Source organism: Paraconexibacter sp., from assembly GCF_041602235.1.
Lineage (GTDB): Bacteria > Actinomycetota > Thermoleophilia > Solirubrobacterales > Solirubrobacteraceae > Paraconexibacter.
Genome location: NZ_JBFIGP010000028.1, coordinates 1 through 25,497, shown reverse-complemented (window position 1 = coordinate 25,497; position 25,497 = coordinate 1). Strand labels below are relative to the sequence as shown.

At 73.1% G+C, this 25,497-nt stretch carries 23 protein-coding genes and 1 pseudogene; 17 read left to right on the top strand and 7 right to left on the bottom strand.

Going from position 1 to position 25,497, the window contains the following annotated elements:
- Positions 1-225 precede the first annotated feature (225 nt).
- The 4 genes from ABYE80_RS04095 to ABYE80_RS04080 are packed head-to-tail and all read left to right on the top strand — an operon-like array spanning position 226 to position 4,543.
- A complete protein-coding gene (locus tag ABYE80_RS04095) occupies positions 226-1,983 on the top strand; it encodes a metal ABC transporter solute-binding protein, Zn/Mn family (RefSeq protein ID WP_372788880.1) in 1,758 nt (585 codons plus the stop codon).
- Entirely contained in the window at positions 1,980-2,741 is a 762-nt protein-coding gene (locus ABYE80_RS04090) for a metal ABC transporter ATP-binding protein (protein ID WP_372788879.1), read from the top strand. The genes ABYE80_RS04095 and ABYE80_RS04090 overlap by 4 nt, the downstream gene beginning before the upstream one ends.
- A 4-nt stretch (positions 2,742-2,745) precedes the next feature.
- Complete coding sequence (locus ABYE80_RS04085) at positions 2,746-3,609, top strand: metal ABC transporter permease (protein ID WP_372788878.1); 864 nt, start codon at positions 2,746-2,748, stop codon at positions 3,607-3,609.
- Complete coding sequence (locus ABYE80_RS04080) at positions 3,581-4,543, top strand: cation diffusion facilitator family transporter (RefSeq protein ID WP_372788876.1); 963 nt, start codon at positions 3,581-3,583, stop codon at positions 4,541-4,543. The genes ABYE80_RS04085 and ABYE80_RS04080 overlap by 29 nt, the downstream gene beginning before the upstream one ends.
- A 106-nt stretch (positions 4,544-4,649) precedes the next feature.
- On the opposite strand, the gene ABYE80_RS04075 is transcribed toward ABYE80_RS04080, so the two are convergent.
- Positions 4,650-5,111 (bottom strand): Fur family transcriptional regulator, encoded by a 462-nt coding sequence (locus ABYE80_RS04075; protein ID WP_372788874.1) that lies wholly within the window; start codon positions 5,109-5,111, stop codon positions 4,650-4,652.
- 48 nt (positions 5,112-5,159) lie between these two features.
- Positions 5,160-6,023 (bottom strand): peptidoglycan-binding protein, encoded by an 864-nt coding sequence (locus ABYE80_RS04070; RefSeq protein ID WP_372788872.1) that lies wholly within the window; start codon positions 6,021-6,023, stop codon positions 5,160-5,162.
- A gap of 165 nt (positions 6,024-6,188) precedes the next feature.
- Between ABYE80_RS04070 and ABYE80_RS04065 the strand changes: the two genes are divergently transcribed.
- A complete protein-coding gene (locus tag ABYE80_RS04065) occupies positions 6,189-7,463 on the top strand; it encodes a hypothetical protein (RefSeq protein WP_372788870.1) in 1,275 nt (424 codons plus the stop codon).
- Positions 7,464-7,500: 37 nt separating this feature from the next.
- On the opposite strand, the gene ABYE80_RS04060 is transcribed toward ABYE80_RS04065, so the two are convergent.
- The 3 genes from ABYE80_RS04060 to ABYE80_RS04050 are packed head-to-tail and all read right to left on the bottom strand — an operon-like array spanning position 7,501 to position 10,825.
- Positions 7,501-8,655: an AI-2E family transporter gene (locus ABYE80_RS04060; RefSeq protein WP_372788869.1), complete on the bottom strand. Its 1,155-nt coding sequence runs from the start codon at positions 8,653-8,655 to the stop codon at positions 7,501-7,503.
- A 32-nt stretch (positions 8,656-8,687) separates the two neighbouring features.
- Positions 8,688-9,842, bottom strand: a complete 1,155-nt coding sequence (locus ABYE80_RS04055) for an ArsA family ATPase (protein WP_372788868.1) — start codon at positions 9,840-9,842, stop codon at positions 8,688-8,690.
- A complete protein-coding gene (locus ABYE80_RS04050; RefSeq protein WP_372788866.1) occupies positions 9,839-10,825 on the bottom strand; it encodes an ArsA-related P-loop ATPase in 987 nt (328 codons plus the stop codon). Before ABYE80_RS04050 ends, ABYE80_RS04055 begins: the two co-directional genes overlap by 4 nt.
- A gap of 193 nt (positions 10,826-11,018) precedes the next feature.
- On the opposite strand from ABYE80_RS04050, the gene ABYE80_RS04045 reads away from it, so the two are divergent.
- The 5 genes from ABYE80_RS04045 (at position 11,019) to ABYE80_RS04025 (ending at position 16,510) form a co-directional block, all read left to right on the top strand.
- Positions 11,019-11,795, top strand: a complete 777-nt coding sequence (locus tag ABYE80_RS04045) for a ParA family protein (RefSeq protein ID WP_372788864.1) — start codon at positions 11,019-11,021, stop codon at positions 11,793-11,795.
- A 505-nt stretch (positions 11,796-12,300) separates the two neighbouring features.
- Positions 12,301-13,407, top strand: coding sequence for a cell division protein FtsZ (gene ftsZ, locus ABYE80_RS04040; protein ID WP_372788882.1), 1,107 nt, complete (start codon positions 12,301-12,303; stop codon positions 13,405-13,407).
- A 172-nt stretch (positions 13,408-13,579) separates the two neighbouring features.
- Positions 13,580-15,061, top strand: a complete 1,482-nt coding sequence (locus ABYE80_RS04035; RefSeq protein ID WP_372788863.1) for a gamma-glutamyltransferase — start codon at positions 13,580-13,582, stop codon at positions 15,059-15,061.
- The gene (locus ABYE80_RS04030) at positions 15,058-15,495 is read left to right on the top strand and encodes a hypothetical protein (protein WP_372788862.1); all 438 of its coding nucleotides are present in this window, start codon (positions 15,058-15,060) and stop codon (positions 15,493-15,495) included. The genes ABYE80_RS04035 and ABYE80_RS04030 overlap by 4 nt, the downstream gene beginning before the upstream one ends.
- A gap of 79 nt (positions 15,496-15,574) precedes the next feature.
- Positions 15,575-16,510 (top strand): DMT family transporter, encoded by a 936-nt coding sequence (locus ABYE80_RS04025; RefSeq protein ID WP_372788860.1) that lies wholly within the window; start codon positions 15,575-15,577, stop codon positions 16,508-16,510.
- Here the strand turns inward: ABYE80_RS04025 and ABYE80_RS04020 are convergent.
- On the bottom strand, positions 16,497-17,126 hold the full coding sequence (locus tag ABYE80_RS04020) for an LON peptidase substrate-binding domain-containing protein (protein ID WP_372788858.1): 630 nt from the start codon (positions 17,124-17,126) through the stop codon (positions 16,497-16,499). The two genes, ABYE80_RS04025 and ABYE80_RS04020, sit on opposite strands and share 14 nt — an antisense overlap.
- Positions 17,127-17,206: 80 nt before the next feature.
- Here ABYE80_RS04020 and ABYE80_RS04015 point away from each other — a divergent pair, with 80 nt between their 5' ends.
- Positions 17,207-18,628, top strand: coding sequence for a deoxyribodipyrimidine photo-lyase (locus ABYE80_RS04015; RefSeq protein WP_372788856.1), 1,422 nt, complete (start codon positions 17,207-17,209; stop codon positions 18,626-18,628).
- 28 nt (positions 18,629-18,656) lie between these two features.
- A complete protein-coding gene (locus ABYE80_RS04010; protein ID WP_372788854.1) occupies positions 18,657-19,736 on the top strand; it encodes a hypothetical protein in 1,080 nt (359 codons plus the stop codon).
- Between the two features lie 6 nt (positions 19,737-19,742).
- Here the strand turns inward: ABYE80_RS04010 and ABYE80_RS04005 are convergent, their stop codons facing one another.
- Positions 19,743-20,660, bottom strand: a complete 918-nt coding sequence (locus ABYE80_RS04005; protein WP_372788853.1) for a class I SAM-dependent methyltransferase — start codon at positions 20,658-20,660, stop codon at positions 19,743-19,745.
- Positions 20,661-20,765: 105 nt separating this feature from the next.
- On the opposite strand from ABYE80_RS04005, the gene ABYE80_RS04000 reads away from it, so the two are divergent.
- The 5 genes and pseudogenes from ABYE80_RS04000 to ABYE80_RS03980 all read left to right on the top strand — a co-directional run.
- On the top strand, positions 20,766-21,560 hold the full coding sequence (locus tag ABYE80_RS04000; protein WP_372788851.1) for a class I SAM-dependent methyltransferase: 795 nt from the start codon (positions 20,766-20,768) through the stop codon (positions 21,558-21,560).
- A gap of 4 nt (positions 21,561-21,564) precedes the next feature.
- A complete protein-coding gene (locus ABYE80_RS03995; protein ID WP_372788849.1) occupies positions 21,565-22,986 on the top strand; it encodes a 1,4-alpha-glucan branching protein domain-containing protein in 1,422 nt (473 codons plus the stop codon).
- A gap of 4 nt (positions 22,987-22,990) precedes the next feature.
- Positions 22,991-24,196: a glycosyltransferase family 4 protein gene (locus tag ABYE80_RS03990; RefSeq protein ID WP_372788847.1), complete on the top strand. Its 1,206-nt coding sequence runs from the start codon at positions 22,991-22,993 to the stop codon at positions 24,194-24,196.
- 78 nt (positions 24,197-24,274) lie between these two features.
- Positions 24,275-25,222 (top strand): GlxA family transcriptional regulator, encoded by a 948-nt coding sequence (locus ABYE80_RS03985; RefSeq protein WP_372788846.1) that lies wholly within the window; start codon positions 24,275-24,277, stop codon positions 25,220-25,222.
- Positions 25,223-25,259: 37 nt separating this feature from the next.
- A pseudogene (locus ABYE80_RS03980) lies at positions 25,260-25,497 on the top strand (DJ-1/PfpI family protein); the annotation flags it as partial.

Here is a 25,497-nt window from a genome sequence, read left to right as displayed (position 1 = left end):
GCCGGGTCCGTGGAGGCCGAGCCGCTGTTCGTCCGTGCCGTGCGGGACATCCGCAAGACCCCGGCTCCCGGATCGTCCGGGGGGACGACGCCCGCGTCCGGCGGGGCACCCTCGTCCGGCGGCGTCGCGGCGTCGACGGGCGGCATGCCGGCAGGCTGACCCATGGTCCGGGGATCCGCCCCGTGTTTCTGAGAACCAGTCTCATTCTTGGTAGAGTGCGACGTCGTGTTCGAGACCTTCACCCTCCCGTTCTTCCAGCGCGGCGTCTGGGAGATCCTGCTCCTCGCGGTGGGCGCCGGGCTCATCGGGACCTGGATCGTGCTTCGCGGCCTGGCGTTCTACGCCCACGCCGTCGGGACCGCGACCTTCCCGGGGCTCGTCCTGGCCGACGGGCTCGGGTTCGCCGCGACGATCGGCGCAGCCGGGACCGGCGTGCTCGTCGCGCTCGGGGTGGGGCTGCTCAGCCGTCGTGACGGCGCCGGTGAGCGGACGGACAGCTCGACCGCGCTCGTCCTCGTCGGCGCTCTCGCCCTCGGCGTCCTGCTCGCCAGCGACGTGTTCCGATCCGCGTCGTCGGTCGAGACCCTGCTGTTCGGCAGCCTCCTCGTCATCGACGGCGGCGATCTCGTCCTGGCCGGCGTCGCGAGCGCCGTCGTGCTCGGTGCGAGCGTGCTGCTCGAGCCACGCTGGCTCGTCACCGGGTTCGATCCGTCGACCGCTCCGGCACTCGGCGCGCGCTCGCCGATCCCGGACATCGTCCTGCTGGGACTCGTCGCGCTCGTCGCCGTCGCCGTGCTCAGCGCCGTCGGTGCCCTGCTCGCGACCGCCCTCATCGTGGTGCCCGCCGCGGCGACGCGGCTCGTGTGCAGCCGCCTGCGGACCTGGCAGGTCACGACGGTCCTGCTGGTGGCCGTCCTCGGGGTCGCCGGTCTGTGGCTGTCGGTGGAGACCGATGCGCCCCCCGGGGCGACGATCGCCGTCCTGAGCGGAGCGGCGTTCGTCCTCGCCGCCCTGATCCGCGCGGCGCGCGGTCGCCGACGGACCCGCGGGGGCCTCGCGGCCGCCGGCGCGGCGGCCGCGGTGGCCCTGGTCGCGGGCGGATGCGGGGACGGGAGCGGCGGGGGCGGAGGCGATCGCGTGAAGGTCGTGGCGACCACCACGCAGATCGCCGACATCGCCCGGTCCGTCGGCGGCGAGGACCTCGAGGTCGTCCAGCTCCTGCAGCCGAACTCCGACCCGCACGACTACGAGCCCCGGCCCAGCGACCTGCGGCGCGCGTCGGACGCGGAGCTGCTGCTCACGTCGGGGGACGGCCTGGACTCCTGGGCGGGCGACATCGCCGAGCAGGTCGGTCTCGGCGATCAGCTCGTCGACCTCGGAGCAGGGCGGCCCGTCGTGCTCCCCGCCGCCGAGGGCGACGGCACCGACCCGCACTGGTGGCACGACCCACGGAACGTCGAACACGCGATCGACGTGCTGCGCAAGGCGCTCGATCGGGTCGCGCCCGATCGGGCGGCCGCGTTCGACGCCCAGGCCGCGCGCTACCGGCAGCGCGTGAGGGCCCTGGACGCCGCGATCAAGGCGTGCATGGCCCGCGTCCCCGCCGACGAGCGTCTGCTGGTCAGCGACCACGACGCCTTCGGGTACCTCGTCGAGCGGTACGACATCACGTTCGTCGGCGCCGTCATCCCGGCGACCACCACGCAGGCGCAGGCGTCCGCCGGTGAGCTCGCCGCGCTGGCCCGGACCATCAAGGAACGCGACGTCCGCGTCGTCTTCCCCGAGAGCGCGCTCAACCCGCGGCTCGCCACCGCGATCGCCCGCCGCACCGGAGCCGAGGTCGGCGGCACGCTGTACGCCGACACCCTCGGTCCCGCGGGCTCTGCCGGCGAGACCTACATCGGAAGCGAGCGCGCCAACGCCGACGCCCTGGTGCGCGGCTTCACGTCGGGCCGGGTCGGCTGCTCCGAGGAGGGGTCGTGACGCCGCTGATCCGGGTCGAGGGACTGCGCGTGGCGTACGCCCCGCCGCCGGCCGCCCCCGCGCTGGACGGCGTGGAGTTCACCGTGGACCGCGGACAGCGGGTCGCCGTGCTCGGACCCAACGGCGGCGGCAAGACCACGCTGTTCCGGGTGCTCCTCGGCCAGCTCGAGCCCGGGGCCGGCACCGTCGAGGTCGCCCGCTGCGCCGTCGTGCCGCAGACCGAGCGGTCGCGGCTGGAGTTCCCGGTCAGCGCCCTGGACGTCGCCGTCATGGGGGCCATCTCGCGCCTGCCGTGGTGGCGGCGGCCCGGGCGCACCGAGCGGGTGAGGGCGCTACGGGCGCTCGAGGCGGTCGGGCTCGGTGACCACGCCGACGTGACGTTCGGCGAGCTCTCCGGCGGGCAGCGTCAGCGCGTCCTGATCGCCCGCGCGCTCGTCCAGGACGCCCCGGTGATCCTGCTCGACGAGCCGTTCACGGGACTCGACGCCGTCAGCATGCAGCAGCTCGAGGACCTCCTCGCGCAACTCGCCTCCGAGGGCCGCGCGCTGCTCGTCGCCACGCACGACGTCGAGCAGGCCCGGCGCTGGGACCGCGTCCTGTGCCTCAACCGGCGGCAGATCGCGGATGGGGGGCCGGAGGTGCTCACCCGGTCCGTCCTGGAGGCCACCTACGGGACGGAGCTCGTGGACATCGAGTGCGCGGTGCACGGCCACCACGAGCTCGTCCTGCCGCCCCACCATCACGATCACGAGCACTGACCCGATGGCGCCGGCCGTGCTCCACTGGCTGACGGACCCATGGGCCGAGCCGCTGATGCGACGGGCGTTCCTCGAGATCGTGCTGCTCGGGGTCGCCGGCGGCGCCCTCGGCGGCTGGGTGCTGCAGTACCAGCTGTCCTACAGCGCCGAGTCGCTCGCCCACGCGCTGCTCCCGGGCCTGGTCCTGTCGGCACTCACGGGCATCCCGCTGCTGGTCGGCGGCGCCGCGGGCCTTCTCGTGGCCGCAGCGGCGGTCGCGCTGGCCGGGCGCGCCCCGGAGATCGGGCGGGATACCGGTGTGGCCGTCGTCGTGACCGCGCTGCTCGGACTCGGGGTGCTGCTGGCGCTGTCGCCGGACGCCCCGCCGCGACTGAACGACCTGCTGTTCGGCGACGTGCTGGGGGTGAGCGACGGTGACCTGCTCGCGGCCGCGGCGCTCGTCCTCGTCCTGCTCGCGGCCCTCGTGCTGCTGCACAGCCGTCTGCTGGCGGTTGGCTTCGACCGGCTCACCGCGCCGGCGCTCGGCGTGCGACCGGTGGTCGTCGACGCGGCACTGCTCGTCCTGCTGGCGCTGGTGCTGCTGGTCGCCGTGCAGGGCCTCGGGAACCTGCTGGTGGTGAGCGTGCTGATCGCACCCGCCACGGCGGCCCGGGCGCTGACGCGACGCATGGGAACGATGCTGCTCATCTCGGGGGCGACGGCCGTCCTGGGCGGAGCGGTGGGCCTCTACGTGAGCTTCCACCTCGACACGGCGGCCGGCGCCTCCATCGCCGCGACGCTGGTGCTCCTGGCCCTGGCGGCCACGGCCGGTGAGCGGGTCGCCCGGTACCGTGCGACGGGTGGCGGACCACGCACAGCACCACGGTGACCACGGCCACAGCCACGACGCCCACGGCCACGGCCACCACCATCACGCGATCGATCGCGACGCCGACCGGCGGCTGCTCTGGGCGGCGCTCCTCATCAACGCCGGCTTCGCGCTCGCGGAGGTGGTCGCCGGACTGATCGCCGGCTCGGTCGCGCTCCTCTCCGACGCGGCCCACATGGTCACCGATGCGGGAGCGATCGCGATCGCGCTCGTCGCGGCGCGTCTCGCGGCCCGGCCGCCGGGCGGCCGCTACACGTTCGGGCTGGGGCGCAGCGAGATCCTCAGCGCCCAGCTCAACGGGGTCACGATGCTCGTCTTCGCCGGGTTGATCGGCTTCGAGGCGGTCGGGCGGATCGTCGATCCCCCGGACGTCGACGGGACGCTGGTCATCGTCGTCGGTGTGCTCGGCGCGTTCGTCAACGGCGCGGTCGCCTGGATCCTCGCGCGGGCGAGCCGCGCGAGCCTCAACGTCCGCGGCGCCGCGCTGCACAACCTCGCCGACCTGTGGTCCTCGGTCGGCGCGGCGATCGCCGGTGTCCTCATCGTGACGCTCGGCTGGTACGCGGCGGACGGCCTCGCCGCGATGACGGTGTGCGCGCTGATGGTCTGGGGAGGCTGGGGCCTGCTCCGGGATTCCAGCCGCGTGCTGCTGGAGGCGGCGCCGGAGGGCGTCGACCCCGACGAGATCGGGCGCGCGCTCGCGGCCCAGCCCGGGGTCTGCGAGGTGCACGACCTGCACGTCTGGGAGGTCACGTCCGGGTTCCCGGCGCTGGCCGCCCACGTGCGCGTCCCGTCGGGGGACGACTGCCACGCGCGTCGCCGCGTCCTCCAGGCGTTCCTGCGCGACACCTACGGGCTCGACCACGTCACGCTGCAGATCGACCACGAGCACACCGACGAGCTGGTGCAGATCGAGCCGCGCCCGCCGGCGTAGCCCCGCGCGACCGCCCCGTCCCGCCCCATCGCCCCGGCCGCCCGCCCGCCGCGTGTCGATCCAGCGACCCTGAGGGTCGCTCGTTCGTCACACCCCCTACGGCGAGCTACGCCGCGCGGCGTGCGCAGTCGGCGCACGTGCCGTGCAGCACGATCTCGTGCTCGGACACCTCGAACGTCACCCGGCGCGCGACGCGCTCGATCGCGCGTTCGAGACCGTCGTCCTCGAACGGGATGACCTCGCCGCAGGTGTCGCACACCAGGTGGTGGTGGTGATGGTGCCCGCCCGGGTGGTGGGCTTCGTACCGCGTGATCCCCTGGCCGACCTCCAGGCGCTGCACGAGCTTGAGCTTCTCCAGCTCGTCGAGGACGCGGTACACGCTGGCTCTCCCGACGCGCCGGTCGCCCGCGCGGAGCTGATCCTCGATCTCGAACGCCGACAACGCGCACGGCTGCGCGTCGAGCAGGTCGATGACGGCCTGCCGCGCGCCCCCTCGCCGGTAGCCCGCCTCCGCCAGCCGCTCGGCGGCGTGCTGCGCCCACGGCGCATCGGTGGCGGGCTGGGACATGCTCCGATGGTACCCGCGGGTCCCGACCGCGAGTCCCGGTCGCCGCGATCACAGGCGCGCGGGATGACGCACGACGAACTCGGTCAGGGAGCGCTCGGCGGGCTGCCAGCGGGTCCCCGCCTGCTTCTGTCCCGACGTGTCGAAGCGGATCCCCGCGACGACGAGGAAGGTGTGGTCGGCGTTCGCGTACACGGTGATCCACGATCCGGGACCGCTCTCGCCCCACGTCTCGAGCTCTCCCGACGTCACGGTCCGGTCCAGGAGACCCGCGCCGTGCAGGGCGTATCCGACCGAGCCGGAGCAGTCGTACGCGTCGTCCTTGAAGCTGCGGTGGCCGCCGCCGTAGCGGTAGGGCGTGCGGGCGATCTCGTTCCCCGCCGCGATGAGGTCGACGACGGCCTTCGGCGCGCCCTTCGGGGCGACCGCCAGGCCCTCGGCGGTGATGGTGGCGACCTGCCCGGGCGCTGGGGCGGTCGCGTCCGGCTCGGGCGTCGAGGACGACGTGACCTCCGCGGGCGGAGCCATCGGCGCGGCGCCGCCGCTCGCGGCCGCGCCGCGGAGGAGGCGGACGGTGGTCCGGCCCACCGCGCCGCTGGCCTCGAGGCCCGCCGCACGCTGGAACGCGACCACCGAGCGCACCGTGTGCGAGGCGAACGTCCCCGTGATCGGCGTGCGGAACCCGGCCCGGTTGAGCAGGCGCTGGAGATCCTTGACGTCGCGTCCGCGCATGCCCTTCCGAAGGCCGCGGCCTCCCAGCTTCGTCGGCTGCTTCGTCGCGGCGTGCGCGGTCGCGGCGTCCACGACGTCCCGCACCGGTCCCGGCAGCGCCGCGACCGCGGCTCCGCCGACGGGCGTGGTCAGGACGAGGGTCGCGACGAGGAGGCGGCGCGTGCGCGTGCGTAGGCGGAGCATGCAGGCCGCTTCGTCGGCCGCACGGACCCTCCGCGCGAGCACTCCCGCTGCATCGGTTCCGGGACAGGAACCTGCAGCCTGAGCGCCCAAACCTGCAGCCCGGACGGACTGCAAGGGATCGTGCACCCGGAAGGAACCGCCGGTACCGGCGCAGAACGCGCTGCCATGCGCAACCGCCAGCTGCACGCGGCCCTCGCCGCGTTCGCCGAGGAAGCCGCGTGGCAGCTCGCCTCCGCGGCCCAGGACGGCGCCGAGGTGCCGTTCGAGATCGTCGAGTCCGGTGGTCACCGTCGCGACACGCCGCTCTACTGCTACCGACCGCTGACCGCGGACTTCATCCGCGAGCGCCTCGGCCTGCTCGGACGGCTGCCGAGCTATCTGCCCGCGGTGCACGCGCTCAGCGCGGCCGGAGGCCTGGACCAGTACCTCGCGGCGCACGGCGAGTCCCGTACGGAGGCGGGCGGACGTGCGCGCGCCGAGACCGCGCTACGGGTGTTCCTCACCACCGTGTTCGCGGACTCCACCGACTTCGTGCTGTCGGAGGACCGGCTGCACCGCGCGGTCGCGGAGCTCGTGCAGCGCAGTGAGGAGGGGCGCACCACCACCGAGGTCGTCGTACCGATCCTCGGGCTCCGGCTGCTCGGGGAGGAGATGGCGTGCGGGGACGGTCTCGTGCTCGCACGTGGGGATGTCCTGGAGGACGTCCCGTCCGAGGCGGCGTGGCCACGGACGGGGGACGAGCCCCACACCGTGGCGGTCCTCAGCTGGGAGGCCGCCGCCGGCGACTACGCGCCGATGGAGCACGCTCGCGCGCGCCTGCGCCGGCTGCTCGCTGCGCTGCGTCTCTACGACGATGCGGCCTTCTCCGCCGGTCCGGCCGCGTGGGCGCGGACCGGCGGCGGTTCCTGGCACGGGGTGCCGCTCGGGCTGCCCGGCCGCCCCGCCTCCGCGGCGGGTACGCCTCCGTGCACGGTCACCCCGGACGAGGAGGACGAGTTGCGGGCGTTCTGCAGCCTGGTGGGCCGCAGGACGCCGCACAGCGGTGAGCTGGCCTGGGCGCTGCACCGGTTCGAGATCGCGGCGCTGCAGTCCGATCCCGCGCAGGCGCTCACCGACCATCTGCTCGCGCTGCGTGCGTTGCTGGAGCCCGAGGGTCCGCACGCGGCCCGGCTCGCGCCGCGGCTGGCCGTGCTGTGCGCCGAGCCGGCGGGCCGGATCGCCCTGCGCGATCGCGTGGCGGAGATCGTCGCGATCGAGCGCGGCGCGGTGGCCGGAGCCGGCGTCGACGCCTCGGTGCTCGGGCCGCTCGTCGCCGAGCTCGCGGACCATCTCCGAGCGATCCTGCGCGACGTGCTGTGCGGGCACCTCGACCCCGACCTCCGCGGTCTCGCCGACCGGCTCCTGGCCGAGGACGGGTTCGAGCAGCCCACCGCGGCCTGATCCACCCACGGGGACGGACCGACGCCGCGACCCGGTTCTAGACCGGGTCGTGCTCGGGTGCCGGCGCGGCGGGGACCTCCCCGACGACATCCGGTGCGTCGGGGGCCATCGCGCGCGAGCGCCGCTCGTTGCGGACGCCGGAGAGCGCCGCCGCGACGGGCACCGCGACCACCGCGCCGCCGATCCCCGCGAGGGTCGCTCCGCTGGCGAGCGCGAGCAGGACGACGACCGGGTGCAGCTCGACGCTGCGGCTGACGAGCAGCGGGAAGAAGACGTTCCCCTCGAGCTGCTGGACGAGGACGACCGCGCCGAGGACGACGATCGCGTCGCCGAGCCCGCCGAACGCCAGGGCCACCAGCGCGGCCACGGCGCCCGAGATGATCGCGCCGACGACCGGGATGAACGCCAGCACGAAGGTCAGCACCGCGATTGGCAGCGCGAGGGGGACCCCGACGAGGGCGACGGCGAGCCCGATGCCGACCGCATCGATCGTCGCGACCAGCGCTTGCGCTCGCACGTATCCCGACAAAGACGCGAACGCGGCGCGACCGTCCTTGTCGAGGTCGTCGCGGCGGTCGGCGGGGAGGAGCCCGAGCACGCCGTTCCAGAGCTGAGGGCCGTCCTTGAGGAAGAAGAACACGAGCACCAGCGCCAGGAGCGTGGCGGCGGCCACGTTCGCGGCGACGAGCACGGCCTCGAACACGCCGAACCCGATGGCGCGTGCGTTGTCGTGGAGGGCGTCGGCGGCGCCGTCGACCGCTCGCTCGGCGTCCTCGCGGGAGATGCCCAGGCCGCCGAGCTGAGCCGGGAGATCGGCCGCACCGCTGCGGACGCTCTCGCCGAGGTCACCGGCCTGCTTGATCGCGGGGGGGCCGACGAGCACCGCGAGGACGAGCAGGATCGCGACGAGGACGAGGAACGTGATGGCCGCCGCCGACGCCGGGCCCAGGCCGCGCTCGCTCAGGGCGGCCCGCACGGGCCACAGCGCCGCCGTCGCGAGGAGCGCCACCAGGACGGGCAGGGTCACGACCGAGAGCTGCAGGGCGAGCCAGCCGACGCCAACAGCGGCGGTGGCGACCACCAGGAGCCGCCACGCCCATGCGGCCGCGTCGTCCAGACGGGGCGGGATCGATGGCTGTTGCTCGGGCGGCACCGACGGCGCGCGCCGGCGCGAGGTCGGTGCGTCGTGCATCTCCCTGCGCAGTATGCCCGCGCGCAGCGGTGTTACGCCACGCCTGCCGCCTCGTCGAGCAGGCGCGCGCGCTCCTCGTCCGACGCGAACAGGTGCCGGTGCACTCCGAGCAGGCCGCCGATGTCGTGCACGTCGCCTTCGAGCTGCGGGATCAGGATCGGGTCCGAGACGCCGAGGGCCTGCTCGAGACGGATGATCGCCCGTTGATCGCGGTGCGCGAGCGCCTGCGCCTCCGCGTACGTCCGCGCGACCTTGCCGGCCAGCGCGCCCCCGAGGTCGTCGCTGAGCTCGTCGGTCAGCGCGTCGACGTCGACCTCGTCGTCCTGCGCGCAGGGGGTCACGCGGTTGACGATGAGCGCGCCGAACGGCATGCGGGCGTCCCGCAGCTTGCCGTGGAAGAAGATGGCCTCCTCGACCGGCTCACGCTGCGGGGAGGTCACGATGAGGAACGTGGTTCCCGGGTCGCCGAGCAGGGCCTTCACGCCGGAAGCGCGCTCCCGGAAGCCGTCGATGATCCCGCCGAGGGCCCGGAAGAAGACGGACAGGTCCTGCAGGAGATCCACACCGGTGACCCGCTTGAGCACGCCGAACACGACCCCTGTCGAGCGGCCGACGACCTTCGCGGCCAGGCCCGTCGGCGCGAGGAACATCTTCAGCGCCCGGCCCTCGAAGAACCCGGTGAGGCGGTCCGGGGCGTCGAGGAAGTCCAGCGCGTTGCGCGACGGCGGGGTGTCGAGGATCACGACGTCGTAGCGCCCGTCGCGGTCGAGCTCGTAGAGCTTCGCGATGGCGGTGAACTCCTGGGTGCCGGCCACCGCGCCGGACAGCTCCTGGTAGATGCGGTTGTCGAGGATCTCGCGCCGTGTCTCCTCGTCCGGCGCCAACCGCTCGATCAGCTCGTCGAAGGTGCGCTTCGCGTCGAGCATCATGGCCCACAGCTCGCCGCGCATCTCGAGTCCCGCCTCGGCGAAGACCGCGGGATCCACGAGATGCGGTTCGTTGCCGAGCTGCTCCAGGCCGAGGGCCGTCGCCAGGCGCTTCGCCGGGTCGATCGTGACGACGGCGACCTTGCGGCCCTGCGCGGCGAGGCCCATCGCCAGCGCGGCCGAGGTCGTGGTCTTGCCCACGCCCCCCGACCCGGCGACGATGCAGATGCGCTTGCCGTCGAGGCGCTCGGCGATGGTCATGCGGCCACCGCGCTCGTGCGGACCACGCCGGACCGGCGGGCGAGGATGCGGGCGAACGCCCGGAGGTCGTCCGGGGAGAGGTCGCCGCCGCGGCTGAACGGCAGGGTCACGAGCGGCAGGTCGCCGCCCAGCCCGCGGCGCAGCCGGGCGATCTGCGCGCGGTGCTCGCGCGCGGTCTCGTTCGCCCGGAGCGCGGCGGTGATCGGGGCGGCGACGCTTCGTTCGCGGGTACGGGCTCGTGCCGCCTCGAGCACGCGGACGTCGGCCGCGGTGAGGCGGTCCGGGCGCACGGCGTTCACCACGACCAGGGCGGGGTCGTGGCCGGTGGCGCGTCGTGCGGCGTCGCGCAGGGTCAGGGTCTCGGTCACGGGCAGCTCCTCGGCGGTCGTGACGGCCACCACGGCGGTGCGGTGGGCGTCCACGACCATCTCGGTGATCGTACGGCCCTGCCGGGCGATCGGACCGACGCGGGCCGCGTCGGCGAACGTGCGGGACGACTCGAGCATCGCCACCGCGTGTCCCGTGGCCGGAGCGTCGAGCACGACGAGGTCGTAGGGCGAGGCGCCCGGCGTGCGGCGCGGGTCCTGCGCGAGCTCCCAGACCTTGCCGAACGTGAGGAGCTCCCGCAGGCCGGGGGTCGCGGCGGTGAGGTAGGCGAACGCGCGGCTGCGCTCGAGCACCTCCGCCATCGCGCGGACGGGCAACTGGTCGGCGAGGTACTCGTGCAGGGCGTGCTCGGGGTCGACCGTGACGTGCAGGAGGTGCTCGCCCAGCGTGAGCTCGTGGAACGGGTCGGCGCTGGCGGCCCCGAACATCCGCGAGATGTCGTCGCGGCCCGAGACCTCGACGACCGCGGTGCGCTTGCCGCGGGAGGCGGCGAGGAGCGCCAGCGCCGCGGCGACGGTGGACTTCCCGACCCCGCCCTTGCCGGTGACGACCAGCAGGCGGCGATCGAGCAGCGCCAGGTCCTCGGCCCCGGTCATTCGCCGTCCCAGTCGTCGACGGGCTCGACGCGCGGCGACGGACCGCAGAGGGCGATAGTCCGTGGGTGCAGGCGGGACTCCATCCGGGCGCGACGGTATCGCACGGAAGGAAACCGCCGTTACAGCGCGAAAACCCCCGTCGTAGCGGCCTCCATCCGGGGGGCCGTGCATCGTCCGACCCATCGGAGCCACCGTGGAGAGCGTGGAGCACAAGCCCAAGGTCATCGTGTTCGCGAATCAGAAGGGCGGCGTCGCCAAGACGACGACGACCCTCAACCTGGCCGTTGCGTTCGCCGAACGCGGCCATCGCGTCCTGTGCGTGGACATGGATCCCCAGGGGAACCTGACGATGTCGCAGGGCATCGACCCCGACAGCCTGGAGCAGTCGATCTTCGACGTCCTGGTGCACGGACTGCCGATCCGCGAGGTCATCCGCAAGCGTGAGATCGACGTGGCGTGCGCCTCGATCGACCTCGCCGGGGCGGAGATCGCGATGTCGACGATGATCGGCCGCGAGCGGGCTCTGGAGAAGGCGTTCCGGGCCATCAAGGACGACTACGACTTCATCTGCATCGACACGCCGCCGAGCCTCGGGCTGCTGACGATCAACGCTCTGACGGCCGCGGACAAGGTGATCGTCCCCGTTCAGTGCGAGTATCTCTCCATGCGTGGGCTGATCCAGCTCCAGAACACCCTGGCCATGATCCGGGAGAACCTCAATCCGCACGTCGAGATCGAGGGCATCCTGCCCACGCTGATGGACTCCCGCACGGTGCACGCCAAGGAGGCCATCGAGATCCTCGAGGAGAACTTCGGGGACCGGGTCTTCGCGTCGCGCATCCGCAAGACGGTGCGTTTCGCCGAGGCGCCCGTGAAGGGTATGTCGGTGCTCAAGTACGAACCGGACGGCATGGCCGCCCAGTCCTATCGCGATCTCGCGAAGGAGGTCCTCACCCATGGGAAGCGGTAAGCGCGCGTCGATGCGGGAGGGCCCACTGGCGGCCCTCTTCCGCAAGACCGAAGAGGTCCAGGAGAACATCGCGCGCAGCGAGGGCGGTACCGGGGAGCCCGGGGTCGAGAAGGCCCCCGCGCCCGCGACCCCGTCGCGGATCGAGCCTGCGACGCAGGCCGCGCGGGCTGCCGCGGAGCCCGCCGGCGATCGGCCGCCGGCTCCGGCCGAGCCCGAGCGCCGCGACTCGGCCTACCCGCACCCGTCGCTGGGCGCCACGCCCGAGCCGGCGTCCGCCTCGGCCGACGAGGTGCACGTGCCCAGCCCGCAGGAGCGGCTGCGCCACGCGTTCTCCTCCGACCTTCCGGACGATCTGATGGCGGCGCCGCCCGCGGCACCCCGGCACACGCCCGCGGAGATCGCGCCCGACGTCGTGCCGCCTCCTCCGCCGATCGAGCACGACCCGTACGCCCGTGGTGGCGGCCAGTCGGCGTGGGGGACCGCGCAGCCCGTCGCCCAGCCCGTCATCCGGGTGATCGGCGTCGGCGGCGCCGGCGTCAACGCCGTCAACCGCATGGTCGAGGCCGAGGTGGAGGGCGTCGAGTTCGTCGCCATCAACACCGACGTGCAGTCGTTGCAGCAGTCGACCGCCGACATCACCCTGCACATCGGCCCGCAGATCACGCGCGGCCTGGGCGCAGGGTCGGACCCGGACCTCGGTCGCGCTTCGGCGATGGAGGAGTACGACAAGATCAAGGCGCTCCTCAAGGGCTCCGACATGGTCTTCATCGCGGCCGGCGCTGGTGGCGGTACCGGCACGGGCGCGGCCCCGATCGTGGCCCGCATCGCCCGCGAGATCGGTGCGCTCACGGTCGGCATCGTCACGAAGCCGTTCGGCTTCGAGGGCAACAGGCGCATGACGGCGGCGGAGACCGGCGTCCAGGCGCTCGCCGAGGAGGTCGACACCCTGATCGTGGTGCCGAACAACCGGCTGCTGAGCGTCCTCGACAAGCGCACCTCGATGGTCGATGCGTTCCGGGTCGCCGACGACGTGCTGCGCCAGGGTGTGCAGGGCATCAGCGACCTGGTGACGCTGCCGGGGCTCATCAACCTCGACTTCGCCGACGTGCGGACGATCATGTCCGAGGCCGGGAACGCCCTGCTGGGGATCGGCATGGGTGACGGTGAGGACCGGGCGATCGAGGCGGCCCAGCAGGCGGTGAGCTCGCCGTTGCTGGAGACGAGCATGGAGGGCGCCCGCAAGATCCTGCTGTCGATCACCGCCGGCCGTGATCTGTCGCTGTGGGAGGTCAACGAGGCGGCGAAGGCCGTCGCGGAGGCCGCGCACCCGGAGGCGAACATCATCTTCGGCGCCATGGTCGACGAGAAGCTCGAGGACCAGGTGTGGGTGACGGTCGTCGCGACCGGGTTCACCGGGCAGGGCCAGCGCGCGAGCGCGCGGCGTCCGCTCGAGGAGCCCAAGGGCGAGCCGCGCGTCGAGCGGCGGACCGGGCGGACGGGCGAGTTCCGTGCCGCCGACGTCCGCAAGGCCGCGACCCGTCCGTCGTCGACCCGTCAGACCGGTCTCGGTGTGAACGAGCTCGACGTCCCGGAGTTCATTCCGCGCGGATGATCACCGGTTCTGCGACGGGTGTTGTGGCGCGAGATGTGTGCGCCTCGACACGCAGCCGCGAATCCGGCTAAACTCGTAGTCCGTCTCCTGAGGGGGAGAGCGTGCCATCGGCCCCGGCGACTTCGGTCTCCGGGGCCGATGTCGTTCCGCCGCCCGTGCGAGGATGGCGGCGATGCCCACTCGCGGAGTCGTCGCCGCCGGACACCCGCTCTCGGCGGAGGTCGGCGCACGCATCCTGCGCGAGGGCGGCAACGCGGTCGATGCCGCGGTGGCGGCCATGCTCACGTCGTTCACGGCCGAGCCGCTGCTGACCGGGCCCGGGGCGGGCGGCTACATGCTGGTCGCGGGGACCGATGAGGAGCCCGTGCTCCTGGACTTCTTCGTCGCGGCCCCCGGCCGCGGCAACGCGAGGTCGGAGTTCGCGGCGCTCGTGCCGATCGTCGTCTCGTTCGGGGACGCCGAGCAGACGTTCAACGTCGGTCCCGCGTCCGTCGGCACGTGGGGGACACCCGCAGGCATCTGCGCGGCCGTCGACCGCTGGGGCACGGTCCCGCTCGGCGAGCTCGCGGCCCCGGCCGCGGCGCTCGCCCGCGAGGGCGTGCCGCTGAACGAGCAGCAGGCCTACGTCCTCGAGATCCTCGCGGGGATCCTCGTGTCCACGCCGGAGTGCGCGGCGCTGTTCGCGCCCGGGGGGACCCGGCTTGGCGCCGGCGACCGCTTCCGCTCGGACGACCTCGCGGACGCGATCGAGCGGCTCGGGCAGGAGGGCGCCGCCCCGTTCTACGAGGGGGACGTCGCGGCGGACGTCCTGGCGTGGCTGGGGGATCGCGGCGGCGTGGTCACCGCCGAGGACCTGCGTACGTACCGGGCGGTCGCGCGTGAGCCGGTCCGGGTCTCCTACCGCGACCGCGAGATCGCGACCAACCCGCCGCCCAACGCGGGCGGCATCCTGCTGGCGATCGCGCTGGCGCTGCTGGACCGCGACGATGTCTCGCCGCCGCCCGAGGTCCGCCTCGTCGACGTCATGGAGCAGGTGCAGGCCGGTCGCACCCCGGAGTTCGTCGGAGGTCTCGACCGGCCGGGCTTCGCCGAGGAGGCGCTCGCGGCGCAGCTGGGCTCCACGACGCACGTCTCGGTCCTCGACGCCGACGGGCTTGCGTGCGCCGTGACGTGCACCAACGGCGAGGGGTCGGGCATCGTCGTCCCGGGGACGGGCATGCACCTGAACAACATCATGGGCGAGGAGGACCTCAACCCGCTGGGGTTCCACACGTTCCCGCCGGGGCGGCGGATGCCCTCGATGATGGCCCCGACCATCGTGCGCGGCGTGGACGGGGTCGAGCTCGTCGTCGGCAGCGCCGGCTCCAACCGCATCCGCTCCGCGATCCTGCAGACCATCGTGGCGGTGGTGGACCGGGGCCTGGACGCGACCGCCGCGGTCGTCGCGCCACGTCTGCACTTCGAGGAGGGCATCGTCTACGCGGAGCCGGGGATCGAGCTCGACGCGCTGCGAGCCGCGGGCCGGCAGGTCGCGCCCTTCCGTGACCGCAACCTGTTCTTCGGTGGTGTCCAGGCCGTCCAGCGCGATCCGCTGACCGGGGCCCTGACGGGCGCGGGAGACCCCCGCCGGGGCGGGGCGGCGGTGCAGGCGTGAGGCGGGCGGCTCTGGGCGCGGGCCTGCTCTGCGTCGCGTTGGGGGCCTGCGCGGAGGGCACGCCGTCCGCGGACCTGTTCGTGGTCGAGCGCAGCGGGCAGAACCCGGGCGCGAACCTGACGATGCTCGTGACGGACGGTGGCTTCGTGCGCTGCAACGGGGGCGCCGAGCACATGATCACCTCGGAGCAGCTGATCGAGGCGCGCGACATCGCGCACGACCTCAACGACGACGACCGCCAGGAGACCGAGGGGCTCTTCAAGACCGTGCCGTCGCTGCCGCCACGTCCGGGCTCGCAGGTGCGGTACGTCGTGCGGGGTGAGGACGGCACGGCCCGGTTCGCGGACAACTCCGCCGACGCCCCGGAGGCCTATCTGAAGCTCCAGCGGCTCGTCCGGACGCTCGCCAAGGAGGCCTGCGGTCTCGCACGGTGAAAGCCCATCAGCAGGCCTACTGCACTTCCCCAGCAACATGACTGGCGCTGATGGGGTCCGGGTGGCACGCTGACGGTGGATGTCCAGGCGACACGTGATCTTCATGGCGGTGCTCGCCGCGACCTGGGGTGCCTCCTACCTCTTCATCAAGGTCGGGCTGCGGGACTTCTCGAGCTCCTTCGTCGTGTTCGGGCGCACGGCGCTCGCGGCCGCGGTGCTCGCGCCGCTCGCCTACCGCGCGGGCGCGTTGCGAGCGCTGCGGGGGCACGCGAAGCCGATCACGGTGCTGGCGCTCGTGCAGGTCGCGGTCCCGTTCCTGCTGATCACCGAGGGGGAGCACCACATCCCCACCGCGCTGGCGGGCATCCTCGTGGCCTCCGCGCCCATCTACACCGCGCTGCTGGCCCTGCGCTTCGACGCCAGCGAGCGGGTCGGGGGCTGGGCGGCCGTCGGGATCGTCGTGGGCATCGTGGGGGTCACCCTGCTGTTCGGGGTCGACCTGTCCGGTGACCGGGACACGCTCATCGGCGGGCTCATGGTGCTGCTCGCGAGCCTCGGCTACTCCGTCGGCGCGCTCTACCTGAAGCGCACCACGGCAGGGGTGCCGCCGGTCGCCGTCGCGACCGGGACGATGGCGGTGAGCGCCCTGATGCTCGCCCCGTTCGCGGCGCTCTCGCTGCCGACCTCGGCCGGCGCGGACTCGGTCGGCGCGCTGCTGGCCCTGGGGGCGCTCGGGACCGGGGTCGCGTTCCTGCTGTTCTACTCGCTGATCGCCGAGATCGGCGCGTCCAAGGCGTCGATCGTGGCGTACCTCGCGCCCGTGTTCGCCGTCGTGTACGGGGTGACGCTGCTGGGCGAGGTGATCTCGTGGGCCACGCTCGGTGGCCTGCTCCTGATCCTCGCCGGGAGCTACCTCGGGGCGTTCGGTCGCCCGCCCTGGCGCCGGACGAGGATCGTGGTGCCCGTGCCGGACGTCGCCGCGGATGCCGCGGCGGGGGAGCTCAGCCGAACCTGACCTTGCCGTTGGACCGGGCGCGGACCTGCGCGCGCTCGATGAAGTCCAGGCGCTTGGTCGCGGCGCGGAACAGCCGGGTGACCAGCCGCAACCGCGCGTTCTCGGACCGCAACTCGAGCAGTCCCTGCTTGGCATCGAGACCGAAGTCCACCGTGGCCGCCATGCCGTAGGCGTCGAGGTTGCGGAGGTCGTCCGGATCGAGGACGTTGTCGGTGGCCTCCTGCACGAGCGCCTGGTAGGCCACGTGCGCCTCCTCGGCGGTCACCGGGTCGCGGACCTCCGGGACGTCGTCGACGAACCGCACGGCGCCGGTGGGGTAGGGGACGTCGTCGGTCCTCTCGAGCAGTTCGAAGACGCGCGTGCCGCGGCACAGGATGTTCATCCGGCCGTCGTCGAACTCCTCGAGCACCCGTTCGACGCGCATCGCGCAGCCGCTCGTCCGAAGTCCGTCGTCGGAGATCCAGACGATCCCGAACTCGCGCTGGGCGTCGACGCACTCGGCGATCATCGCCCGGTAGCGGTCCTCGAAGATGTGCAGCGGGACGTACTCATGGGGGAGGGCCACCATGCCGAGCGGGAAGAGCGGGAAGTGGTCGTGAACGTCGTCGGCGGACATGTCGAGGTCGTCGGTCGAGTCTACGGTCGCACGGTACGCATGGGTCAAACCATCGGTCTACGGGCACCGTACCCCCCGTGATGCCGCCCGCACCCTCCACCGCCGTCGTGTGGTTCCGCAAGGACCTGCGCGTGCACGACCTCCCGGCGCTGCACGACGCCGCCGCCGACCACGACCGCGTGATCCCCGTCTTCGTCGTCGACGAGCGCCTGACCGGCGGTCGGTTCGCCAGCGGCGCACGAACGCGGTTCATGCTCGACTGCCTCGGCGATCTCGACGAGGCGCTGAAGCGGCGGGGCTCCGGGCTCGTGGTCCGGGTCGGTGACCCCGTCCGCGAGATCCTGGCGCTGGTCGGGGAGGCCGGTGCGCGGTCGGTGTACTGGACCAGCGACGCTGCCCCGTTCGCCCGGGCCCGCGACCGCGCGCTCACCGAGGCGCTGCGCTCCGACGGCGTGGAGGCCCGCCCCCGTCCCGGCAGCTACTGCGCGGACGTCTCGGCGCCACGGACCGGGAGCGGCGGGTCCTACGCGGTCTTCACCCCGTTCTGGCGGGCGTGGGAGGAGCTGCCCCGCCGCGAGGTCCACGGCGCCCCCCGCGACCTCGGGCCGCTCCCGTCGAAGGTCCGCAAGGGCCGCCTGCCCACCCTCGAGGGACTCGGTCTGCGCGACGAGGTCCCCGAGCCCGCGGCGCGGGCCGGAGAACCCGCTGCCCGTGAGGCGATGCACGCCTGGCTGCGTGGCCCCGTCGACGACTACGCCGACCGGCACGACGACCTGTCGGGCGGGACGAGCCTGCTGTCGCCGGCCCTGCGGTGGGGGTGCATCAGCGCCCGGGAGCTCGAGGCGAAGGCGCGGGAACGCGGTACGCCCGGTGCGATGGCGTTCGTCCGGCAGCTCGCCTGGCGCGACTTCTACGCCCACGTCCTGCTGGCGCACCCCGACAACCTGCGCCAGGAGTACCAGGAGCGGTTCCGCGGCCTGCGGTGGGACGACGACCCCGAGCTGCTGGACGCGTGGCGGGAGGGACGGACGGGGTTCCCCGTGGTCGACGCGGGCATGCGCCAGCTCGCGCGTACCGGGTGGATGCACAACCGCGCCCGGATGATCGTGGGGTCGTTCCTCACGAAGGACCTCCACCTCGACTGGCGCGCCGGGGAGGCGCACTTCGAGCGTCTCCTGCTCGACGCCGAGCCGAGCCAGAACAACGGCAACTGGCAGTGGATCGCGTCCACCGGGGTCGACCCGGCGCCGTACTTCCGGCGGATCTTCAACCCGACGCTGCAGGGGCAGAAGTTCGATCCCGGCGGTGACTACGTGCGGCGCTGGGTCCCCGAGCTGGCCGGCGTCCCGGACGATCACCTGCACGAGCCCTGGAGGATGAGCAGCGAGGAGCAGGAGGCGGCGGGCTGCGTGATCGGGGTGGACTACCCGGCACCGGTCGTCGACCACCAGCACGAGCGGCGGGCCGCCGTGGAGCGTTACCGGGCGGTGTCGGGGGACTGACCGTCGGGAGTCGTAGGGTGTCGCCCGCATGGTCGCCCCCGATCCCGCCGACTACGAGCGCCGGTTCCGTCGCGCCGGGCTCCCGCTGTTCATCGCCGGCCGTGACGCCGACACCGACGTGTGGAACCACGCCTTCCCGCTGCTCGCGCTGGTCTTCCTCGCCGAGACCTCCAACGGCCTGAACTTCGCGTGGAGCGTCGCGGCCAACATCGCGGCGGTCGTCGCCAGCCTCGCGATCGTGCTCGGCGGGGTCGCGCTGCTGAACCGGCTCCGCGGTCGGGCGGCGCTCGCGGTCCCGGAGTCGATCGGACGGCTGGAGCTTGCGGCCTTCGTGCTGCTGCCGGCGGCGCTGCCGCTCATCTTCGGCGGCCAGGTCACGAGTGCCCTCGTGACGATCGGGGGCAACCTGCTCCTGCTGGCGCTGGTCTACGGCGTGCTCGCCTACGGACTGCTGTCGATCGTGCGCTGGGCGGCGCGCCGGCTCGCCGGTCAGCTCGGACGGTCCGTCCTGCTGCTGGCGCGCGCGATCCCGCTGCTGCTGCTGTTCAGCGTGGTGCTGTTCATCAACACCGAGATGTGGCAGGTCTTCGCGCTGATGGACGACGCGACGCTCGGCGCGATCGTGGTGCTGCTCGTGCTCGTCGGCACCGCCTTCCTCGTCGGCCGGATCCCGCGCGAGGTGGCGGTCATCGAGCACGAGGCCGGTGGCGACGGCCCGCCGCTCGACCGCCATCAGGTCATCAACGTCGGCCTGGTCCTCTTCGTCAGCCAGGCCCTGCAGGTGCTCGTGGTGTCGCTGGCCATCGCCGGCTTCTTCACGGTGTTCGGGCTGCTGGCGATCAGCGACGAGGTCCTCGACGCATGGATCGGGACGGCGCAGGGGACGCGCGTGCTCGGGATCGGCGACTTCTCGGTCCTCGGGGTTCGCGTCCACCTCACGCAGGAGCTCCTGCGCGTCGCGGTCGCCATCGCCGCGTTCAGCGGTCTGTACTACTCGATCGCGGTGCTGACCGACTCGACCTACCGCGAGGAGTTCCTCGAGGAGATCACGGCGGAGATGCGTGCGACGTTCGCCGACCGGGCCGCGTACCTGCGGCTGCGGTCCTGACGGTCCCTACGTGGGCTTCGTCGCGCTGACGATCAGGTTGTAGAAGATCTGCGGCGGCAGCCGCGACTCCAGCAGGCTGCGGTCGACCGCCTGGAACGCGAGATAGCCCCGATAGGCGTACTGCCGCCACAGCCACGGGACGTCCTCCTGCTCCGCCGAGGACTCGAGTGCGCGGTTGGCCCAGCCGAACCAGTTGGCCAGGAGCTCCTCGCCGCGGACCTTGACCCCGGCGAACCCGGCCCGGCCGGCGTGACCGCGGAGGTCCTCCGGGACGAACGCGTGGACGTCCACGACGCTCTCGAGCCGGTGGTTCTCGGCCCCGCCGTCGGTGTGACCGTCGGGGGCCTTGCGCGCGCGCATGATCCGCCTCCACAGCGGCGCCATCCGCGTCGCGCCGCGCTTCGGGTAGGCGGCGATCCGGTCGCCGATCGCCGACGGCTCGCCGGCGAAGTAGAGGGTCCCACCCGGCTTCAGCACGCGGAAGAACTCCCGGAACGCCTGATCGAGGTCGGGGAGGTGGTGGAGGACCGCGTGTCCGAGCACCAGGTCGAAGCTCTCGTCCGGGAACGGCAGCCGCTCGGCGTCGGTCACCACCGTCTCGACCTCGAGCCCCAGGCGCGCGGCGTTCGACGCGCAGGTCTGCATCATGCCGACGGAGATGTCGCTGCACACGGCCTCGCGGATGACGCCGGCCTGCATGAGGTTCAGGGTGAAGTACCCGGTTCCCGCGCCGATCTCCAGGGACCGGCCGAACACGGGCAGGTCCCGCCCGAGCGCCTTGCCGAGCTTGCCCAGCACCTGGTGCTGCCCGATGGGCCCGAAGTCGATCCCCCACTTGGCGTCGTACTGGGAGGCGGCACCATCGTGGTACCGGGTGTTGACGTCCCGGATCTCCTCGGGCGTCGCGGTCGCGGGAGACGGCATGAGGGGGCGGAGGGTACCGAGCCGTGAACGCAGGCGTTCGCCCGACGGGTCGCGGCGGGGACCCCGCAGGACGGGCCTGCCGGGTCCCGTCTACCCTTCGCCGCGATGTCGACCGAGACCGTGTACCTCCAGCGCGACCAGCCGGATGGCGTGCCGCCGCTCGCCCTGACCGGCGAGCGGACGCTCCCCGACGTGCCGGAGGAGAACTACTGGTTCCGCCGGCACCTGATCGTCTACGAGCACATCCGGGCGCGCGTCGGCGGTCTGCGCGTCGTGGACATGGCGTGCGGCGAGGGGTACGGCACCGATGTCCTGGGGCGGACGGCGGCGTCCGTGGTCGGGGTCGACGCCAACCCCGAGGCCCACGAGCACGCGCGGCTGAAGTACACGCGCCCCGGCGTGCGGTTCGCCCGGGATCTCGTCGAGACCTTCGACGAGCCGTGCGACGCCGTGGTCTTCCTCCAGACGATCGAGCACGTCCAGGATCCCGATGCGATCCTCGAGCGGTTCAGGTCGCTCGTGACCGCCGATGCGGAACCGGGGCGGCCGGGGGTGGCCTACGTCTCGACGCCGAACCTGCTGACGCTCGCACCTCCCGGCGCGGAGAAGTCCGAGAACCCCTGGCACGTCAAGGAGTACCGCGCCCAGGAGTTCCGCGAGCTCTGCGAGGCGCACTTCGAGCACGTCGAGATCCTCGGGCTGTTCCACGCCCGGAAGCTGGCGGTCCACGCGTTCGCGATCGACAGGCTGCGCTGGGACGACGTCCACAAGGGCCTGCGCATCACCAAGCCGTTCTACGACTGGTTCACGCCGGCGATCACGGAGTCCGACTTCGTCCTGAGCGCGGACCGCGACCTCGACGAGGCGCTGGACTTCCTCGCCGTCTGCCGGACCTCCTGATCCGATGCCGGGCCGCCTCGCCATCGTCCTGCATTCCCACATGCCCTATGTCGAGGGCTTCGGCACGTGGCCCTTCGGGGAGGAGTGGCTGTGGGAGGCCATGGCGATGTCGTACCTGCCGCTGCTCGACGTGCTCGAGGAGGCTCCCGGAGGCGCGTGCGTGACCCTGTCGCTGACGCCGGTCCTCTGCGACCAGCTCGAGGCCCCGGGACTGGGTGAGCGGTTCCTCGCCTTCCTGCGAGATGTGCGCCGTGAGTCGCATCGTCTCGACGTCGAGGGCTGCACGGCCGGTGGTCGCCCGGACCTCGCCGCGGAGCTCGCACGGGCCGCGGAGGACTACGAGCGCGCCGCCGAGCGCTACGCGGCCCTGGGGGAGGGCGGTCTGCTCGGAGCGCTCGCGCCGTTCGCCGCGTGGACGTCGAGCGCCTCGCACGCCGTGCTCCCGCTCGTGGCCACGGACGCGGGCGTGCGCCTGCAGCTCGCGACCGGGATCGAGTCGCACCGTCGCCGCTTCGACGCGGCCCGCGGCGCGCAGGGGTGGAGCGGCGGCTTCTGGCTCCCGGAGTGCGCGCACGCGCCGTGGCTGGATCCGCTCCTGGAGGAAGCGGGTGTCCATGCGGTGTGCGTGGATCTCACGGACGTCTTCGGGTACGGGGACGCCAGACACCTGCGGCCCCTGCGCACCGAGGCGGGACCGCTGCTCGTGCCGGTGGACCGCCAGACCATGGAGCTCGTCTGGCGCAACGACGGCTATCCGGCGCACGGGGACTACCGCGACTATCACCACCGCTCCACCCACGACCACCACCCGTGGAGCAACGACGGGAGCGTCTACGACGTGGAGCGCGCACGCGCGCGGTGCCGTGCCGACGCCGCGGACTTCGTCGCGCGCACGCGGGATCGCGTCGGTGACGACGGTCTCGCGGTCTGCGCGCTGGACACCGAGCTGCTCGGCCACTGGTGGTACGAGGGCGTGTGGTGGCTGCGGGCCGTCCTGGAGGAGTGCGTCGCGCAGGATCTGGAGCTCGTGCACCTCGACGACGCGCTGCACGAAGGCCGTCCGCAGCCGGCCGCGGCCCTGCCCGACCACGAGCGACGGGTGACGACCTGGGGGACGCCGAGGGACCTCTCGACGTGGGACGGGCCCGGCGTGGCCGACCTGGCCTGGCGGGCCCGCGACGCCGAGCTGCGCGTCGTCGCCGCCGGGTCGCAGGCCGACCCGCGGGCGGTCCGGGAACTGCTCGCGCTGCAGTCCAGCGACTGGGCCTTCATGGTCACGCGCGACCTCGCGGGCGACTACCCGCTGCAGCGGGCCGCCGACCACGCCCGGGCGCTCGACGAGGCCCTCGGCGCGGTAGGCTCGTGCGAGGCCGCGGTACGGAATCTGGCGCCTCAGGCGACCGCCGCTCCCCTGCTGCAGCCCTGACGCCATGGGTCAGACACGGACGCTCATCCTCTCCTGGGAGTTCCCGCCGATCGTCGAGGGCGGGCTCGCCCGGCACGTGCGCAAGCTGACCGAGCAGCTCGTCCAGGTCGGCATCGAGGTGCACGTCCTGACCCGTGGTGATGAGACGATGCCCGCCGAGGAGATCGTCGACGGGATCCACGTCCACCGCGTGCGCGAGCCGAGCCGGCCGCGGGACCTGGCGGAGTTCGTCACGTGGATCGAGCACATGAACGGGGACATGCTCGCCGCGGGCGTCGAGCTCGGCGACCGCTATCGCTTCCATGTCGTGCACGGGCACGACTGGCTGGTCGCGAACGCCTGCGACCACCTCGCCAAGCGCTTCGGCTGCCCGCTCGTCATGACGGTCCACGCGACGGAGCACGGGCGCCACCAGGGCTGGGTGGACAAGCATCCGCAGTCCTACATCCACGGCGTGGAGCGCTGGATGACCAACCGGGCCGACCGCGTGATCACCTGCTCGCACTACATGCGGGAGCACGTCCTGGACGTCTACGGGCTGGAGGAGGCGGATGTCTCGGTCATCCCGAACGGCATCGATCCGAGGGACCTGCAGCCGATCGAGGACCTGGACACGCTGCGCGGCCGGTTCGCCGAGCCGCACGAGAAGCTCGTCCTGCTCGTCGGTCGCCTGGACTACTACAAGGGCTTCCAGCTGGCGCTCGACGCGATCGCGGGGGTGATCGACCGCCTGGGGGAGTCGGTCAGCACCCGCTACCTCGTCGCGGGCTCAGGGCCTCACGAGGCCGAGCTCAAGCGCCAGGCCGCCGAACTGGGCATCGACGACGACGGCACGTTCCTGGGCTGGATCGGCGACGACGTGCTGCACTCCCTCTACCGCATCGCGGACCTGTGCGTGGTCCCCTCCCTGTACGAGCCGTTCGGTCTCGTCGCGCTGGAGGCGATGGCGTCGGGGTGCCCGTGCATCGTGGCCGACACGGGAGGCCTGCGCGAGGTCGTCCCGCCCGACGAGCGCGTGGGCCTGCGGTTCAACGGCGGCGACGCGGAGCACCTCGGGGTCATGATCGAGCGGCTCCTGACCGACGAGCCGCTGCGCGAGCGACTCGTCGGCGAGGCCATGGAGCACGTGCTCGAGTTCGACTGGTCGGCCATCGCCCGCCAGACCGCGGCGGTCTACGGCGACGTCATCGCCGCGCGCGCCCGCGTCTGACACCGCCGCTGCGCACGTGGCAGGAAGTGACCGGTACGTGTCCTTGCCGCCACGCGCGCCAGGCGGCACCATCGGTGCATGGCCGCCCGCGTCGTCATCGTCGCCTACCCCGAGCTCCAGTCGCTGGACGTCGCCGGACCCGCCGAGGTCTTCGCCGCCGCACCGGGCTACGAAGTGCTCGTGGTGGCCCCCACGCGCGAGCCGCTCCTGACGGGCAGCGGGTTCGCCATCGTGCCGGCGGCGACGCTGGAGGAGGTCATCGGGGACGGCCTCGCGATCGACACGCTGGTCGTGTCGGGGGGCGCGGGATCGCGAGCGGCGACGGCCGACGACGGGCTGCTCGACCAGATCCGGGTGCTCGCCGCGCGGGCGGACCGCGTCGCGAGCGTCTGCACCGGCGCGTTCCTCCTCGCCCGGGCCGGCCTGCTCGACGGCCGGCGCTGCACGACCCACTGGGCCTGGTGCGAGGCGCTCGCGAGGGCGTTCCCCGCCCTCGACGTGGATTCCGAGCCCATCTTCGTCCGTGACGGCGACGTCTGGACCTCCGCCGGCGTGACCGCGGGCATGGACCTGGCGCTCGCGCTGGTGGCCGACGACCACGGGCCCGCGGCCGCGCTGGAGGTCGCCCGCCGCCTGGTGCTGTTCGTGCGCCGGCCCGGCGGCCAGGCCCAGTTCAGCGCCGGCCTGGCGGGGCAGCAGGTGCGGCGAGACGGACTGCGCGAGCTGGTCGCATGGCTCCAGGACCATCTCGACGCCGACCTGTCGGTCCCGGCGCTGGCCCGCCGAGCCCACATGAGCGAGCGGCACTTCGCCCGCGCGTTCGTCGCCGAGTGCGGGACGACGCCCGCGGCCTACGTCGAGCGCGTGCGGGTCGAGCGGGCGCGGCTCCTGCTCGAGACGACCGACGCCGGCGTCGAGAGCATCGCGCGCTCCGCGGGCTTCGGCAGCGTGGAGACCCTGCGGCGGGCGTTCGCGCGCACGCTGGGGGTCAGCCCGGCCGACTACCGCTCGCGCTTCGCCGCCTGAGTCTCTCCGTCAGCCATCAACCGACACGAGGAGCACCATGGAGATCGCCATCCCGATGTACGACCGGTTCACCGCGCTGGACGCGATCGGTCCCTACGAGGTCCTGTCCCGGCTGCCCGGCGCGAACGTGACGTGGCTCGCGCACGAGCCGGGCCTGGTCCGCACGGACAACGGCATGCTCGCCCTCGAGGCCACGGCCACCTTCGAGGACCTGCCGCGTCCCGACATCGTCGTCCTCCCCGGAGGCATCGGCACGCGGGCCCTCCTGGACGACG

What these genes read in the sequence shown, in the direction of transcription:
- ABYE80_RS04085 (WP_372788878.1), top strand. Translation starts at nt 2,746, where the DNA reads ATGGCGCCGGCCGTGCTCCACTGGCTGACGGACCCATGGGCCGAGCCG.
- ABYE80_RS04075 (WP_372788874.1), bottom strand. Translation starts at nt 5,111, where the DNA reads ATGTCCCAGCCCGCCACCGATGCGCCGTGGGCGCAGCACGCCGCCGAG.
- ABYE80_RS04070 (WP_372788872.1), bottom strand. Translation starts at nt 6,023, where the DNA reads ATGCTCCGCCTACGCACGCGCACGCGCCGCCTCCTCGTCGCGACCCTC.
- ABYE80_RS04065 (WP_372788870.1), top strand. Translation starts at nt 6,189, where the DNA reads ATGCGCAACCGCCAGCTGCACGCGGCCCTCGCCGCGTTCGCCGAGGAA.
- ABYE80_RS04060 (WP_372788869.1), bottom strand. Translation starts at nt 8,655, where the DNA reads ATGCACGACGCACCGACCTCGCGCCGGCGCGCGCCGTCGGTGCCGCCC.
- ABYE80_RS04055 (WP_372788868.1), bottom strand. Translation starts at nt 9,842, where the DNA reads ATGACCATCGCCGAGCGCCTCGACGGCAAGCGCATCTGCATCGTCGCC.
- ABYE80_RS04050 (WP_372788866.1), bottom strand. Translation starts at nt 10,825, where the DNA reads ATGACCGGGGCCGAGGACCTGGCGCTGCTCGATCGCCGCCTGCTGGTC.
- ABYE80_RS04035 (WP_372788863.1), top strand. Translation starts at nt 13,580, where the DNA reads ATGCCCACTCGCGGAGTCGTCGCCGCCGGACACCCGCTCTCGGCGGAG.
- ABYE80_RS04025 (WP_372788860.1), top strand. Translation starts at nt 15,575, where the DNA reads ATGTCCAGGCGACACGTGATCTTCATGGCGGTGCTCGCCGCGACCTGG.
- ABYE80_RS04020 (WP_372788858.1), bottom strand. Translation starts at nt 17,126, where the DNA reads ATGTCCGCCGACGACGTTCACGACCACTTCCCGCTCTTCCCGCTCGGC.
- ABYE80_RS04015 (WP_372788856.1), top strand. Translation starts at nt 17,207, where the DNA reads ATGCCGCCCGCACCCTCCACCGCCGTCGTGTGGTTCCGCAAGGACCTG.
- ABYE80_RS04010 (WP_372788854.1), top strand. Translation starts at nt 18,657, where the DNA reads ATGGTCGCCCCCGATCCCGCCGACTACGAGCGCCGGTTCCGTCGCGCC.
- ABYE80_RS04005 (WP_372788853.1), bottom strand. Translation starts at nt 20,660, where the DNA reads ATGCCGTCTCCCGCGACCGCGACGCCCGAGGAGATCCGGGACGTCAAC.
- ABYE80_RS04000 (WP_372788851.1), top strand. Translation starts at nt 20,766, where the DNA reads ATGTCGACCGAGACCGTGTACCTCCAGCGCGACCAGCCGGATGGCGTG.
- ABYE80_RS03995 (WP_372788849.1), top strand. Translation starts at nt 21,565, where the DNA reads ATGCCGGGCCGCCTCGCCATCGTCCTGCATTCCCACATGCCCTATGTC.
- ABYE80_RS03990 (WP_372788847.1), top strand. Translation starts at nt 22,991, where the DNA reads ATGGGTCAGACACGGACGCTCATCCTCTCCTGGGAGTTCCCGCCGATC.
- ABYE80_RS03985 (WP_372788846.1), top strand. Translation starts at nt 24,275, where the DNA reads ATGGCCGCCCGCGTCGTCATCGTCGCCTACCCCGAGCTCCAGTCGCTG.